This is a genomic window from Pseudoalteromonas sp. NCCP-2140 (assembly GCF_023708065.1).
Taxonomy (GTDB): domain Bacteria; phylum Pseudomonadota; class Gammaproteobacteria; order Enterobacterales; family Alteromonadaceae; genus Pseudoalteromonas.
The window spans coordinates 154,293-170,233 of record NZ_BRCZ01000007.1 but is presented as its reverse complement, the minus strand read 5'-3'; the positions used below and the strand labels follow the sequence as shown (position 1 = coordinate 170,233).

General features: G+C 42.6%; 12 protein-coding genes and 1 rRNA gene. 7 read left to right on the top strand and 6 right to left on the bottom strand.

From position 1 onward, the window contains the following. Position 1: 1 nt before the first annotated feature. A 5S ribosomal RNA gene (gene rrf, locus NFU46_RS15140) occupies positions 2-116 on the top strand. Positions 117-489: 373 nt separating this feature from the next. Here rrf and NFU46_RS15135 read toward each other — a convergent pair. The 5 genes from NFU46_RS15135 to NFU46_RS15115 form a co-directional block, all read right to left on the bottom strand. Further along, entirely contained in the window at positions 490-1,191 is a 702-nt protein-coding gene (locus NFU46_RS15135; protein ID WP_251602899.1) for a hypothetical protein, read from the bottom strand. A 91-nt stretch (positions 1,192-1,282) separates the two neighbouring features. Beyond that, positions 1,283-2,560, bottom strand: coding sequence for a LysM peptidoglycan-binding domain-containing protein (locus NFU46_RS15130; RefSeq protein ID WP_251602896.1), 1,278 nt, complete (start codon positions 2,558-2,560; stop codon positions 1,283-1,285). 118 nt (positions 2,561-2,678) lie between these two features. Then, positions 2,679-3,218 (bottom strand): hypothetical protein, encoded by a 540-nt coding sequence (locus NFU46_RS15125; protein ID WP_251602893.1) that lies wholly within the window; start codon positions 3,216-3,218, stop codon positions 2,679-2,681. Between the two features lie 85 nt (positions 3,219-3,303). Beyond that, positions 3,304-4,608, bottom strand: a complete 1,305-nt coding sequence (locus tag NFU46_RS15120; RefSeq protein WP_251602890.1) for a PAS domain-containing sensor histidine kinase — start codon at positions 4,606-4,608, stop codon at positions 3,304-3,306. Between the two features lie 3 nt (positions 4,609-4,611). Beyond that, positions 4,612-6,015 carry a sigma-54 dependent transcriptional regulator gene (locus tag NFU46_RS15115; RefSeq protein ID WP_251602887.1) on the bottom strand — a complete coding sequence of 468 codons (1,404 nt, stop codon included), beginning with the start codon at positions 6,013-6,015 and terminating at the stop codon, positions 4,612-4,614. A gap of 230 nt (positions 6,016-6,245) precedes the next feature. Here NFU46_RS15115 and NFU46_RS15110 point away from each other — a divergent pair, with 230 nt between their 5' ends. The 3 genes from NFU46_RS15110 to NFU46_RS15100 are packed head-to-tail and all read left to right on the top strand — an operon-like array spanning position 6,246 to position 10,610. Next, positions 6,246-7,499 (top strand): efflux RND transporter periplasmic adaptor subunit, encoded by a 1,254-nt coding sequence (locus NFU46_RS15110; RefSeq protein ID WP_251602884.1) that lies wholly within the window; start codon positions 6,246-6,248, stop codon positions 7,497-7,499. Between the two features lie 11 nt (positions 7,500-7,510). After that, positions 7,511-8,212 (top strand): ABC transporter ATP-binding protein, encoded by a 702-nt coding sequence (locus NFU46_RS15105; protein ID WP_251602881.1) that lies wholly within the window; start codon positions 7,511-7,513, stop codon positions 8,210-8,212. Between the two features lies 1 nt (position 8,213). Then, positions 8,214-10,610 (top strand): ABC transporter permease, encoded by a 2,397-nt coding sequence (locus tag NFU46_RS15100; protein ID WP_251602878.1) that lies wholly within the window; start codon positions 8,214-8,216, stop codon positions 10,608-10,610. A 112-nt stretch (positions 10,611-10,722) separates the two neighbouring features. Here NFU46_RS15100 and NFU46_RS15095 read toward each other — a convergent pair whose 3' ends face one another. Beyond that, entirely contained in the window at positions 10,723-11,250 is a 528-nt protein-coding gene (locus tag NFU46_RS15095; protein ID WP_251602876.1) for a sugar O-acetyltransferase, read from the bottom strand. Positions 11,251-11,404: 154 nt separating this feature from the next. Here NFU46_RS15095 and NFU46_RS15090 point away from each other — a divergent pair, with 154 nt between their 5' ends. From NFU46_RS15090 to NFU46_RS15080, 3 genes are all read left to right on the top strand, one after another. Continuing rightward, a complete protein-coding gene (locus NFU46_RS15090; RefSeq protein ID WP_054552250.1) occupies positions 11,405-12,175 on the top strand; it encodes a DeoR/GlpR family DNA-binding transcription regulator in 771 nt (256 codons plus the stop codon). 95 nt (positions 12,176-12,270) lie between these two features. Continuing rightward, a complete protein-coding gene (gene glmS, locus NFU46_RS15085) occupies positions 12,271-14,091 on the top strand; it encodes a glutamine--fructose-6-phosphate transaminase (isomerizing) (protein ID WP_251602873.1) in 1,821 nt (606 codons plus the stop codon). Between the two features lie 130 nt (positions 14,092-14,221). Then, positions 14,222-15,808 (top strand): amidohydrolase family protein, encoded by a 1,587-nt coding sequence (locus NFU46_RS15080; RefSeq protein WP_251602871.1) that lies wholly within the window; start codon positions 14,222-14,224, stop codon positions 15,806-15,808. Positions 15,809-15,941 lie beyond the last annotated feature (133 nt).

The window sequence follows — 15,941 nt, the reverse complement described above, 5'->3', positions numbered from 1 at the left end:
GCTTGGTGACAATAGCGTTTTGGACCCACCTGACCCCATGCCGAACTCAGTAGTGAAACGAAACAGCGCCGATGATAGTGTAGCAGCTGCTATGTGAAAGTAGGTCATCGCCAGGCTCCAAATAAGAGAAAGCCCGATTCGAAAGAGTCGGGCTTTTTTGCGTCTGGAGCTTTCAGCTATCAGCTTTCAGCCGTCAGCCAGGTAGGTTGGGTAGAGCGGAGCGAAACCCAACACGAGTTAGCGAGTTGCTAGTTAGCAAGGGTAAAGTTGAACTGGGGGTTTGTTTAGTACAGAGTCACCCTCAGCAACAAAACCCCGTAGGAGGCACTTCAGTGCCGAATCTAGACCTTAACAAACACATTCATGGCTGAAGCCATTCCTACAAGTAAACTTTGCCTAGAGCCTAGAGCCTCCAGCAGAGGAAGACGCTGCACCAAACACCTCCACCGCGCGGCTGATCGCTGACGGCTGAAAGCTGATAGCTCGTTGTCACTCACACTGCTGTACTTCTTTCACATCACCGCGGCCATCGCTTAGGTAGCATTGTTCTAGCAACGAGCAGTAGCAGATCTCGGTTTTGATATTAAAGCGTTGGTCATTTACCTTGTCCCACTGAGTTGCATTGAAGCCTGTTTTCTTAAAACCAAAAAGATTAAGTTCAGCGCCTGAGGCTAATAATCGGTTATTACTAACGCCGGTATACAACCAACCAAACTTTTCAAAGAAATTGATCTCTGGTGACTCATTTTGCAACTTATTTAATTGCTCTTGGTAAGCATAAATATCAAAGCAGCAGTCTTTTATTACTTCAAATATCTCTGTATACGACTTTTCATCGTGGAAGAATTTAACGTATTTAATAATGGCTGGGCCTGATCCTGAGTTTTTAATGTAAAAAGTAATTTCTTCAGAATTTTTTTCTTCATTAAAATTCCCCGTCATCACTTCGAGCCATGGCCAGGTTGCGGCTTTTACTTGTCGTTCTGCGGCGTTGGCTTGCAAGTAAGTGGCATAAAAGGAGGCTGCTGAAATTATAATGGCACAGAGTGCGAGAAATAGGTTTAGCCGCTCGTTGGTAAACCATGCCTTGCGCTGAGTGTTTTGCTGGGTGGTCTTTGTTGGCTCTTCAAGGTTAGAGTTTTGCTCTGTTTTAACGGTGGAACAGCTTGCGTCCTGTTGCTGATTATCCATAATTTTTAATTGTTGTTTTTATAGACTAATAAAGATACAACTTTAATTGGATAGATAAAAGAAACAGGGAGTAAAACTCCCTGATTTGATATTAACTATTTGAGATAAATACGGTGAGCTTTTCACCCACTCTTAAGCTATCTCTTGAAAGGTTATTCCATTGTTTGAGTTTAGTGATACTGACTTTATATTGCTTTGCTATCTTCCAAAGGCTATCGCCAGATTTCACCTTATACTCGATTTGTTGATCAGCCAATTGCGGCAATATCAGTTTTTGACCAATACGAATGGTGTTTGTTTTTAGGTTATTGAAGGTTTTCAGCTGGCTAACTGTTACTTTATAGTTCTTTGCAATCACACTTAAGCTATCACCGCGTTTAACTGTGTAATGTTGCCATTGGCTATAATCATTGCTCTTTTGATTAGCTAATAGAGTTTGATAACTTGCTTGCTGATCTTTTGGGACCACAATATGTGGCGCATCAATCACCGCGGGATATCGGATAACGCCATGGTTCAGCTCTTCGAGCTCTTGCCATTTCGCTTTGTCTGCCAAGATCACTGCACCAGTTACTGGTAAGGTCGCAATAGCCTTCTCATTCTTAATCGCAGGGAATATCATTTTTTGGTGCTTTAATAATTGTGCTGCGGCCAGTAACTTAGGCACGTATTGTTTGGTTTGCGATGGTAGTTTTAAGCTAAAGAAGTCCGTCGACTTACCTTGTTTTTTATTACGAGCAATCGCCTGTAATACACGCCCTTCACCAATATTGTAGGCAGCAATAGCATGATACCAATCGCCATCAAAGCGTTTATAAAGGTATTCCATAAAATCCAAAGCTGCGCGGGTGCTGTCGATCACATCTTGGCGACCATCATACCAAGGGGTAATTTTTACTTTGAAGTATTTGGCGATTGAGGGGGTGAGTTGCCATAAACCCGATGCATGTTTGTGCGAATAGGCACTGGCATCAAAATCGCTCTCTATAAGCGGCATTAGAGCGAGTTCTATTGGTAAGTCACGGTTTTCTACTTCTGTGACGATATGATACAAATACGGCGCTGCGCGGCGGCTTATTTCTTCCATGTAATTTGGATGAGTAAGGTACCAAGCAATGCGCTTTTGCACATCTGGGTGACTTGAATCGCTAAACTGTAGTTGAATGCGAATACGCTGCCATACGTCATCAAGTTCACTTGGTTTGAGCGGTGTCACCGCGTCTACTTGTACTGTTTTAGCTTCTGCAACCACAGTGCCTGGATTGGCTTTGATGATGGGCTTCTTTTCGGGAAGTGACTCAGGGGCAGTCTGACAGCCTGTTACAATAAAAGAAACAACAACAAGGCCTAAAAATCGATTTAAAAACACGTATTAAAATACTCCGTTAACTTAGGTGCGGGTAAACTAAAGCGCCTAAGCTTAACATAGGGTGAGCTAAAAATGACCATTAGATTAACAGCTCGCTAACTTACTCACCCAATTGAAATTAAAACGAAATACTAACTTGTAACCCAGCATAACCATGGTTTTGTGCTTCCCAATAGCGGCTGTCTATTTCTCGGGCTCTGGCATAGATCTCTATTCTGAATGGCTTTGAGTCCACGCCCATACCCACACCAACATAGCCATCAATATTATTGTGGTCGTCATCATAGCGGTCGCTGTAGTCGTGGTCATCTCGGTCGTCGTATACAGCAAGCTCAATTAAATCTAAGCCCACTTCGCCATAGACAAAAAAGTCACTGAAATAACCAAATTTGATGCCGCTATCTAAGGTGAGAAATGTCTCCCGATCACCTTTTTTAGTAAATACTTCTGCTGAGCCTAGTGCCGTTGTAAATGCTGCGCCGAAATTGCTGTAGTTATTTTTAGCCATAACTTCGATGCCGGCTGAGGTGATTGAATCAGTACTATTATGCTCTGATTTAACAAACAGGTTCATATTAGGGCTGTCATAAATACCAGCAAAGCTTGTAGCAGGAATGAAGGCAAGTGATGAAAAGAGTGCTAAGGCGAGGAATCGCATATTGGTTAGTCCATTAAACGTTAATGGGTACATGATACCAAACAGCGCCTTAGCAAATTGTAAGTAATTGTTCTAACTATGTAAGCTAACCGAACACGCAGCGAAAGCAGGCTCCTTGCTGGCGTTTGATATAAACCAGATCGCCGCCATGATTGAGCATGATCTGGCGCGATAAACTTAAGCCTATTCCTGAGCCTTGTTGCTTGGTAGTAAAAAATGGCACGAAAATCATCTCAATCACATGATCGCTGATACCTGTACCATTGTCGCTGACCTCTAAATACAGTTGCTGATTAGCATTTTGTGCAATGCTTACCTCAATGCACTTTGCTGACTCTGGACTATTTAACTGCTTAAGGACATCAATGGCATTGGTAAGCAGGTTTATTATTACTTGTTCAACTTGGCCTCTATCTATCATTACTAACTGTTGGCTTTGCACCGATAAATTCAACGTAATATTAAGTTGCTTAGCTTGTTGTGAGTGCAGAGCGACAACTTGCTTGGCAAGATCGGCCAGAATATGTGGCTGTAAGTGTGGGGCGGGTAAGCTACTAACCTTTTTAAATTGCGCTATAAATTCCCCTAAATGCTCGGTTCGTGATGCGAGTGTTGTTAGGGCGAGTTGCAAGTCTTGTTTATCTTCCTGATCATCAAAACTAAGCTCAGTTGGCAGCAGTGCCGTACAAGTTTGTGCTAAAGAAGAAAGTGGCGTAATCGAATTAGCGATTTCATGGGTTAGTACTTTTGTAAGGCGCTTATAAGCTTGTTGCTCTTTTAATTGCAGCTGATCATGAATCGATTGCAAACTGATCACTTTACGAACTTTACCTTGGATTTCGGCAATACTGATCTGCACAGATAACGTATCGTGCTGCTCACCATTTTGCCATGGCACGGTATTACGGCTATTTTGCTTTGCGTCTTGAACTAGGTTGGCTATTACACCTAAATCATCGATGTGCTTTACAGCTTGTCCAAGTAAACGACTGACCGCCGGATTGCTTTCAATAATAGTGCCTTGTTCGTCACATACTAATACTGCTAAATCGATATGAATTAATAGTGCTTGTAAGAACTGGGCTTGTTGCTCTGCATTAAAACGCGCAGCCTGAATTTGTTGTTTAACCTGCTCAAATTGCTGCTGCATAGGGTGTTGGTCGCCAAAGCCTAATGTGCTGTCTCCATTCGCTAAAGCGCGAAAAACAATATCTGCACGCCTTGTTTGGCGTTTAAATAAATTAAAAATTTGCGCGGCACATACCAAATTTAAAATTACTAAAAGTGCCGAAGTTGCAGAAAACCCGCTTTGCTCTACTTGCCAAAACAAAGCTATTGATAAACCAATTAGTGCAGCTAATAGGCAGGCTAAGCTAATAAAATTTCGCATCGATTAAAGTCCGTATTTTTCTAAACGACGATACATGGCTCCGCGTGTTAGGCCGAGGGCTTTTGCTGCATGACTCACGTTCCCTTGAAAATGCTTTAAAGCTGCACGAACGGTTCTTTGCTCGATGATTTCGAGATCAAAAGTGTCGTAGTCATTGGCGTTTGAAGAGAGCTCACTTGTGCTAACAGCAGCATTTGGTGAGCTTATCACTGAGCTTATATCGAGCTCTGAGCCTTCTGAGAGGATGACTGCTCGCTCAATTGCATGCGCAAGTTCACGGACATTGCCTGGCCAATGATACTGACTTAAACGTGTCATATCAGATGCTGCAATCGAGAGCTCACGTTTGTATTTATGTGCAAAGTGCTGCAAGTAGTAGTTACACAGTAATGGAATGTCTTCACTGCGCTCGCGCAGAGCTGGCAAACGGATCTCTACGGTATTAACACGGTACAGTAAGTCTTGCCTAAATTTGCCTTCAGTAACTGCTTGTTCGAGGTTTTCATTCGTTGCACAGATCAAACGAATATCAATATCGATGACTTTTGAACCACCAACCGGTGTTATTTGCCTGTTTTGTAGTGCCGCAAGTAGTTTAACTTGTTGGCTAAGCGGTAAATTACCTAGCTCGTCTAAAAATAAACTACCACCATGGGCCAACTCAAACCGGCCAATGCGATCTTCTTTCGCGCCAGTAAACGCCCCTTTTTTATGGCCAAATAGTTCGCTTTCAAACAGGCTTTCGGCTAGTGATCCCATATCTAGGCTTATGAAGGGTTGGCTTTGGCGCTGGCTTGCATTGTGGATTGCATGGGCAGTGAGTTCTTTACCTGTGCCACTTTCGCCACTAATCAATATGTTGGCATCTGTGTTGGCTGCTTTGTCGATAACCGAAAAAACCTGCTGCATAGCATCACTTTGGCCTAAAAACTCAAATGGTTGATTGCCGATTGACTGCTGCAAGGCCTGCTTTTGTTTTGTGAGCTTACCAACTTGCTGTTTGTCTTTAGCGTGTGAAAATGCCGCCGCTACAGCACCGAGTAATTGCTCATTTTGCCAAGGCTTGGCAATAAAGTCAGAGGCACCGGCTTTAATTGCTTCGACAGCTAGCTGGATATCGCTGTAGGCCGTCATAAGCAGTACCGCAATGTTAGCGTCTTGACTCATGATTTTTTTTAGCCAGTAGAATCCTTCTTTGCCACTAATTGAGTCTTGCGTGAAGTTCATATCGAGTAACACAACATCTATAGCCTGATCCGCCTCATGCTGTGCGTTAATGATACCTTCGATATCAAAGGGGTTATCTGTGGTTTTTACAACCTGATAATGCTGCTTTAAAAGTAATCGTGCGGCGATAAGTACATCGGGGTTATCATCGACGATAAGAATTGATCCTGCTTGTTTCATAGCTATTTATTATTATTCCTTTATGGGAACACTAAGACTAATTGAAAATAGTAACAGTGTCCATTTATGGACGATATATGGGTTTTGAAGTGTTCTATAAGCGGACACTTGATTATATACACATTAGTTTATTTTTGTATAAGTTGTTGTAATTTAATAAAAATAAAAGTTGGCACAAGAGTTGTTTTATCTATAGGTAATTAGCACCTAGATAACTTAAAGGCGTCAACATGGATAAGAAAATTACACGCTCAAATAACAAAGCATTTTTTAAGAAATCAGTAATAGCAGCTGCATGCTTAGCTGTTGCGGCTGCAGCTTATGGTTTCACGCAAACTGAGCAAACAGGTCGTAGTCAGCAAGTAACCGCGGCAAGCTTAACGATTAGCACAGTACAACAAGGTGAATTTGTTGATGCTTTAAGTCTTCGTGGTCAGGTTATGCCTCGCACTACAATTTACCTCGACACCATTGCCGGAGGCCAAGTTGAAGAGCGACTTGTTGAGCAAGGTGAGTTTGTTAAAAAAGGCCAACCACTTGTGCGTTTAAGCAATACTAATTTGCAGCTTGATGTAATGAGCCGTGAAGCACAGGTGACTGAGCAGCTTAACTTTTTACGTAACACGCAAATGAATATGGAAACCAGCCGTTTAAACTTACGCCGTGATTTGCTTGAAATCGATCTTAAAATCACACATTTATCGCGTCGCTTAAAACAGACTCAGCCGCTAGTGAAAACGGGTGTGTTAGCACAAGAGCAATTATCTGAAATTCAAGAAGACTTAGCGTATTACAAAGCGCGTAAAGAACTAACCCTTGAGCGTCAAAAGCAAGAAAACAGCATTCGTGAAGTTCAGGTCGCTCAGCTAAAAGACAGTGCTGACATGTTAGAGAAAAACCTACAGTTTGCGCGTAAGAACCTTGAAAACTTACTCGTAACAGCACCTGCCGATGGTTATTTAAGTGAGCTTGATGTTGAAATTGGTGAATCAAAAGGCCGTGGTGCTCGCCTAGGGCAGATTGATATTCCTAATGAATACAAGCTAGTTGTGCGACTAGATGAGTTTTACCTAAGCCAAGTTCAAACAGGTATGCAAGTGCTTATTGAGCATGAACAAGGCGAAATTGCGGCGACGGTTAGCAAAATTGATAGTCGTGTTCAGCAATCACAGTTTCAGGTTGAAGTCGATTTACCCAATGGCACTAGCAACATAAAACGTGGGCAAAGCCTTGATGTGCAGCTGATGCTAGGTGATAGCAAAGGCACTGCCTTATTACTTGAACGCGGCGCATTTTTTACCAGCTCAGGGGGTAACTGGGTTTATGTCATGGATAAAGATGGCAACCGTGCAGTACGAAAAGACATTCGTCTTGGCAAAAAGAATCAAAACTATTATGAAGTGTTAAGTGGCCTAAGCGCCGGAGATCGCGTGATCACCTCTAGCTACAGCAACTTTGATAAAGCACAACAACTACAATTTTAAGGATAAAAACAATGATTAAATTAACTAACTTATCACGCGTATTCCGTACTCAAGATGTTGAAACAACAGCGCTTAATAGCATTAACTTACATGTAAACGAAGGCGAGTTTCTTGCCATTATGGGGCCATCTGGCTGTGGTAAATCAACATTACTCTCTATTTTAGGTATGTTGGATTCGCCATCGGCAGGCAGTTTTGAATTTTTAGGTGAAGACATCGCAGGGTTTGGTGAAAAGCAATTAGCGGCACTTAGAAAAGCGTCGATTGGTTTTGTTTTCCAAAGCTTTAACTTAATTGATGAATTAACAGTATTTGAAAACGTTGAGCTGCCATTACAGTATCAAAATATCTCAAAAAGTGAACGTAAACAGCGAGTAGAAGAAATTTTAAAACGTGTTGCAATCGACCATAGAGCAGATCACTTACCACAGCAGCTATCGGGTGGTCAGCAGCAACGTGTAGCAGTAGCCAGAGCTCTGGTGATTAATCCAAAACTAATCTTAGCGGATGAGCCTACGGGTAACCTTGATTCAAAAAATGGTGATGAAGTCATGGCGATGCTACGTGAGCTAAATCGTGAAGGTACCACGGTAATTGTGGTTACCCACTCAGAAAAAGAAGGCAATTATGCTGACCGTTTAGTGCGCTTACTTGATGGCCAAGTGATGGTTGATAAAGCTAACCGTGTTCAACAAACAGCAGAGGTGGCATAACATGATTTTAAGTTATTTGATCACCGCGCTGCGTGCGTTTAAAAACCAAAAACAGCATTTTATTTTAAATGTTCTGGGTTTGAGTGTGGGCTTAGCTGCGGCAATTCTAGTTGCTTTGTTTGCAAAAAATGAGCTTTCGTACGATAGTCAACAGCCCCATGCTGAGCGTGTTTATCGCGTTGGCCAAGACTTCTCAAAACTCGGTTTATCTGTGGTGCCTATTTTTAATTATGTGCAGTCAAAGCAGGCCGAAGATTACAGCCAAGTTGAAGAAGTATTCGGATTAACTATGGTCGAGCTGACCCGTGAAGCCATGGTGGATGTGAGTTACCGCAATCAAGGCTATAAGTTAAATGCCTTATATGGTGCTACAGCAAATATTGAAAATTTCATTGCTCTGAAAACGCTGGCGGGTGATTTAACAACAGCAATGAGTACACCAGACAGCCTAGCTTTAAGTGAATCAGAAGCACTGCGCATTTTTGGTCGCACCGATGTGATTGGTGAAACACTTACGCATGAACAAGGACAGTACACAGTGCGTGCCGTGTTTGCAGACTTAACAGACAACACTCACTTTGCCTTTAAAAATCTTGTTTATGTTAAGCATGATCCGAGCGATATAAACATCAACAGTAGTTATGTTTATATGCGTTTAGCAGAGGGCACCGATACAGATGCATTAGCTAAAACCTTAACAGAACGCTTTTTTAGCGGTTCTATGTTGGAGCAAGTTAGTTTAGAGCTGCATCCATTACTTGATTTGCACCTAACGGCAAAATCACCGTTTGAGATGAAAGCAGGTGGTGCTAAACAAGTGGTGATGATCTGTGTTGGTTTAAGTGTGTTACTGATTCTTATTGCAGGTTTTAACTTCATCAATATGACCGTCGCTCAATCGACTAAACGTGCAAAAGAAGTGGGTGTGCGTAAAGCGCTTGGCGCAAGTAAAGGCCAGTTAGTAACGCAGTTTTTATCTGAATCTGTGTTGGTATCAATGCTTTCAATGGTGATTGCATGTGCTTTAGTGGAGCTATTTTTACCAAGCTTTAACCAATTAGTAGACCGAGAGTTAGCAGTAAACTATGCCTCTGAATTTGGCATTGCAATTATTGTGATCGCAATTGCTGTGGGCATATTAGCTGGGCTTTATCCTGCATTCTTTATTTCGTCATTCAGTGCAAAACGCGTTTTAAGTGGAGATTTACAACGAGGTAATACTGCAATATGGGTTCGTAAGAGCTTACTAACCTTACAGGCTTCACTAGCAATAGGTTTAATCATTGCCTCTATTACCTTGTTAAAGCAATTAACTTACTTACAAAGCTTACCTTTAGGCTATGAAACGACACAAAGGTTGGTTATTTCAGAGTTACCAGTAGGCGAAGTATTCACGAAAGAAAAAAATGCCTTGGTTAACCGTATTAGTGCAATTCAAGGTGTACAGCAAACAACAGTCATTGATACCCGTTTAACTGTTTCAATCAATAATACACTTATGCCAACGTGGCCAAATGGTGAAGCGTCTGGCAGCTTAACGCCTGTTGTTGGCGCAAGCTACGATGTTGTAAAAACACTAGGATTAAAACTCGTTGCTGGTCGTGACTTTAGTCGTGAATTTGCTGGTGATTGGGCAAGCCGTGCAAATGGAGTAACAAGTACGGGTACTATTGTGACTGAATCTGTCGCAAGGCAAGCGGGTTACACTAACATGAGTGACATTATCGGTAAGGTAATTAAAGACTCAGGTCGCGGCGTAGATATGCGTGTTGTGGGTGTGGTTGAAGATGTAAAGGTAGGTAATGCTAAAGATGCCAACTCAAATATTATGTTTTTATGTGGCTTTAACTTTTTATCACCTGTATCAGAATTAATTTTAACGATTGATCAGCAAAACTTGCCTTATATTAAAGCTCAGATCGCAGAAGTATTAGCAAGCTCAGCCAATATCTATGAGCCAAAAATTAACTTACTCGCAGACAACTACAAAACTCTGTTAAAAGGTGATGAGCGAATTTCGAATGTGGTTTTAATCTTTACCGGTCTTGCTGTGTTCTTAACTTGCTTAGGTACCTTTGGTTTGGCTTCGTTTGCAACAGTGCGTCGTCAAAAAGAAGTGGCCGTTCGAAAAGTGCTAGGTGCATCACGTATCAGTATCGTAAATATCATTGCAAAAGAGTTCTTAGTGCTGGTGGCGGTAAGTATTGCTATTGCATACCCAGTGACTTACTTCTTGGTAGGTGATTGGTTAGCCAACTTTAATGACCGTATTGAACAAGCTGTATGGGTGTATTTAGTCGCTGCCGCCGCGGTGGCAGCGATTACCTGGATTACCGTTGCAAGTTTAGCCTTCAAGGCCGCAAGCACCAGACCATCGCTTATTTTACGATATGAATAACAGTAACTAACTCCCAACTATAAGCCCAGCAATACAGCTGGGCTTTTTTAGTTTTAAATGTGTCGCCATAAATGACGACCTACGTATCACGTGCTTTAGCGTAAATATAGGGTTAAAGTTCTTTAACCTTCACCGCGGGGTTACCTGCTACTAGGGTATTTGCCGCGACATTTTTGGTAACTATTGCCCCTGCGCCAATCACGGCATTATCAGCAACTTTAATACCCGCAAGTATAATAGCGCCTGCACCAATCCATACATTGTTTCCAATGCTAATAGGTGCTGCAAAGTTAGCTTTTGCTAAACGCTCGGTTGGGTTTACTGCATGCGATACCGCGAGTATTTGCACATTAGGGCCTACTAAGCAGTCATCGCCTATCGTAATTTGCGCATCAGATAGCGGCGCATCGAGTACAGTACAGTTAATATTTATGAAGGTTCGATCACCTATTTTAATACCACTGCCATAATCACAATGAAAACCTGCTTCTATAACAACCTGCTCGCCACAGTGATCAAACATTCCTTTTAGTCGTTTTAAATTGCCTTTACTTGGGCTTTTGGCAAATAAACGGCAAATTTCATGGGCATTTTTTCGTTGTTCGAGTAAGGACTTGTCGAGGCTATTAAACTCTTTCATGGGGCATTTTCATGGTTATATTTGCCAATAGCTTAGCGTGTTGGTGATGAAGATCAAAATAAAGCTGTGTAGGTTAACGATCATTCACTTGCCATTTATATTGTTTCGTTTAAAATCTCAAAACTTTCGAAACGAAACTTATGTGGTTCACTTTATGACAAAACGAAACACTCAACAACGTCGCCATACTATCTTAAGCCAAGTGAATGAACTTGGTGAAGTTGCTGTTGAAGCGTTAGCTGAGCAGTTTCAAACTTCTGAAGTGACGATACGTAAAGATCTGACAGCCCTTGAAAAAAGTGGCTTGTTGCTACGCCGTTACGGTGGCGCTATTGCATTGCCGCAAGAAATCGTTGCAAATAGCAACGAGAAAAGCGACTCGCTTCGCAAAATGGCAATTGCACAGGCAGCTGCAAAGCTTATTAAAGATCATAACCGCATCATCATTGATAGCGGCCGCACTACAGCAGCGATGATCCCTGAGCTTGCTAGTAAGCGCGGTTTAGTGGTGATGACAAATGCTATTAATGTCGCTAACCGACTGCTTTCATTAGAAAATGAGCCAACACTTTTGATGACCGGCGGAACTTGGGATCCACATTCAGAATCGTTTCAGGGCCAAGTTGCAGAGAATGTTCTACGCTCTTACGACTTTGATCAACTGTTTATTGGTGCCGATGGCATTGATATTGATAGAGGTACTACAACCTTCAATGAATTAGTAGGGCTTAGCCAAGTGATGGCTGAAGCAGCCCGTGAGGTAGTGGTGCTGGTTGAGTCAGAAAAAATTGGCCGAAGAATACCAAATTTAGAACTGCCTTGGCAGCGTGTAACCACAGTTATCACAGACAACAACCTAAGCGCAGACAAGCGCGAGGCGATAACAGCATGTGGTGTACAGCTGATCTGTGCAGAAATTGAATAACCCGTAATAAGACCGACAACACCTTATTACGCATCATTTATGACAACACATACCGCCCAAAGTAAAACACTTTGGCATGTGCAAAAGGAGAGATTATGTGTGGAATCGTTGGGGCTGTTGCAGAACGCCCAGTAAATAAAATTCTTGTTGAAGGCCTAAAGCGCCTTGAATACCGCGGCTATGACTCGGCGGGTGTGGCTTTACTTAAAGGTACTGAGCTTAACACTGTAAAGTCAGTGGGTAAGGTTGCTAACCTTGAAGCGGCACTTAATGATGCAGCAGTTAATGGTACTACAGGTATCGCACATACGCGCTGGGCAACTCATGGTGGCGTAACTGAAGCGAATGCTCACCCACATGTTTCGAATAGCGAAATTGCCCTAGTTCATAACGGAATTATCGAAAATCATGCCAGCCTTCGCGATGCGCTAAAAGGCGATGGTTATGAGTTTTTATCGGAAACAGACACTGAAGTTATGGTGCACCTTATTCATCAACTTCGCCAACAGCACGATACACTTTTAGCAGCTGTACAAGCTGCTGTTAAGCAGTTTGAAGGTGCATTTGGTACGGTTGTTTTTGATAAAGCGAACGACAACGAAATTATCGTAGCGCGCTCTGGTAGCCCACTGGTGATTGGTTTAGGTCTTGGCGAAAACTTTATTGCCTCTGACCAACTAGCTCTATTACCTGTTACTCGTACGTTTATTTACCTTGAAGAAGGTGATGTTGCTCGTATTACCCGTGACAGTGTTGAAATCTTTGATGCAAATGGTGATGCAGTCGAGCGCGAAGTGATTGAATCAAACATTACGCAAGATGCATCAGGTAAAGGCGAATATCGTCACTACATGCTTAAAGAAATTTACGAGCAGCCGCTTGCTGTACGTAACACCCTTGATGGCCGCCTAGTTAATGACACTGTCGCGATTGATGCCTTTGGTGAAAGTGCTCAGCAAATCTTTAAAGACGTAAAACACGTGCAAATTATTGCCTGTGGTACTTCATACCACTCAGGTATGGTTGCGCGTTACTGGCTTGAACAGTTTGCTGGTGTAAGTTGTAACGTTGAGATTGCTTCTGAGTTCCGTTACCGCGAATCATTTGTACATGAAAATAGCTTACTTGTGACCATTTCACAGTCTGGTGAAACAGCTGATACACTTGCTGCACTACGTCTAGCAAAACAGCAAGGTTACATGGCGTCAATGACCATTTGTAACGTACCGGGTTCATCGTTAGTACGTGAATCTGATTTAGCCTTTATGACTAAAGCGGGTGCTGAAATTGGTGTTGCATCAACTAAAGCCTTCACCACACAGCTTGTTGGCTTATTAATGCTTACGGCATCTATTGCCCAAGAAAAAGGCCTAGATCAAAGTGCGATTGTGAATGCAATCAAAACACTTCCTAACAAGTTAGAAGAAGCACTACTGCTTGCAGAAGGGATTGAAGATTTAGCTGAAGAGTTTGCTGATAAGCACCACTCACTATTCTTAGGTCGTGGTTCACAATACCCAATCGCGATGGAAGGTGCACTTAAGCTAAAAGAAATTTCGTACATTCACGCCGAAGCATACGCAGCGGGTGAGCTTAAGCATGGTCCGCTTGCGTTGATTGATGCCGACATGCCTATCATTGTTGTGGCACCAAACAACGAACTACTTGAAAAGCTTAAATCAAACGTAGAAGAAGTACGTGCCCGTGGCGGTATTATCTATGTATTCGCAGACAAAGACTCAGCGTTTGAATCTGACGAAACAATGCGTGTAATCAACGTAAACCATGTGGATGACGTGATTGCTCCAGTTGTATATACAATTCCGCTGCAGCTGCTTTCATACTATGTTGCGGTTATTAAAGGCACCGACGTAGACCAACCTCGAAACCTAGCAAAATCGGTAACGGTTGAGTAAGTTAAAGCATCAAGAGCCGGCTAATTAGCCGGCTTTTTTGTGCCAGTAATTTGCTTAATTACTGTTCACTGATGCAATTTGTATTGCAATTGATTAGGATGGTTAAACACTCAGGCTAAGGATAATAACAATGAAAAAGCGCAGTGTTTTAACCTCTATAGGATTGACCGTATTAGTGCTCAGCTCAGGGATTGCTTACGGGCAATCTTTTGATCTCATCATCAAAAACGCGATGTTGCTCGATGGTCATGGCGGCAAAGCGGTTCGCGCTGATGTTGGTATTGAAAGTGGCAAGATCACTAAAATTGGTGATTTGGAGGCTGACAAAGCTCAACAAGTTATAGATGCCAAAGGCAAGGTTGTTGCCCCTGGCTTTATCGATTTACATTCCCATGCTGAGCGTTCAATTGCAGAGCTGCCTCGGCTTGATAATTTAGTGCAGCAGGGCATTACCACTATTTTGGGCGGTAACTGTGGTTTTTCTCCTGTCGACTTTAAGCAATTTTTTGCGCAAACCGAGCGTTCACCTCTAGGGCCTAACTTAGCCTTATTAATTGGCCATAATGATGTTCGTAAAGCTGTTATGGGTGAAGAGCAACGACTTGCTAGCGCTGATGAGCTAAAAGCAATGCAAGCATTGGTCGATAAAGCGATGCAGCAGGGGGCGTTTGGTTTATCGACAGGGCTTAAATATGTTCCAGGTGTGTACTCAAACTTTGCTGAGGTAAAGGTGCTTGCCGAAACCGCTCATGCGCAGCATGGTTTTTTTGCCTCTCATATGCGCGATGAAGGCGCAGAGATTGTCACGGCAATGAATGAGGTGATCGATGTTGCAAAGGAGACCGGTATTCCTGTGCATATTTCTCATCATAAGCTGATTGGTCATCCAAATTGGGGTGAGAGTAAGCACACTATTCAGATGATTCGCGATGCTCGTAAAGCGGGGTTAGATGTCACCCTCGATCAGTATCCTTACACGGCTTCTTCTACGCGATTTGCTATTTTATTTCCTGCATGGTCATTGGCTGGTGGCCAAGCTGAAGTTGAAAAGCGCCTACAAGATCCAGAGTTAAGGCAAAAAATAAAACAAGGTTTGATCAAAAATATCCGTGAAGACAGAGGCGGTGGTGACCCCGCAAGGCTGCAAATAGCGCATTATGCGGCAAACCCTGCATGGGATGGGCTAACCTTTGCTGAATTATTAAAACGTGAAGGGCGAGCGCAAAGTATTGATGAAGCCGCTGAACTTGCCATGGAAATTCAAGCAAATGGCGGTGCTCAGGGGATCTTCCACGCTATTAATGAAGATGATGTTAAGTACATCATGGCTTACCCAATTACTGCAATCGCCACCGATGCGGGTGGTTCAGAACTTGGTAAAGGCAACCCACATCCACGCGGGTACGGCACCTTCCCCAGAGTACTAGGTCATTATGTGCGTGAGCAGGGGGTGATTTCGTTACCAGATGCAATACGTAAAATGACCAGTTTACCCGCTGCAAGAATGGGCCTAACTGACCGAGGAGTGATAGCACAAGGCTATGCTGCTGACATTGTCATACTCGACCCTGCGACGGTTGCAGATAAATCAACGTTTAGCGCACCACATCAGTACGCAGAAGGAATTCAATACGTCATTATTAATGGCCAAGTCATTAAATCACCGGATGGCATGACGGGTAAAAGCGCCGGGCAAATATTGCGTCATACGCTTTAGTTAAAAGAATGACTTATATGTGTTTTTTTACGAAGAAAGTACATGAGTTATCTTCGTTTGTACCTGTAACTATGTTAGCTTAAAAAATTACCAATATTTCTTAAGGATAAGTCGTGCGACTATTTAAGTTACT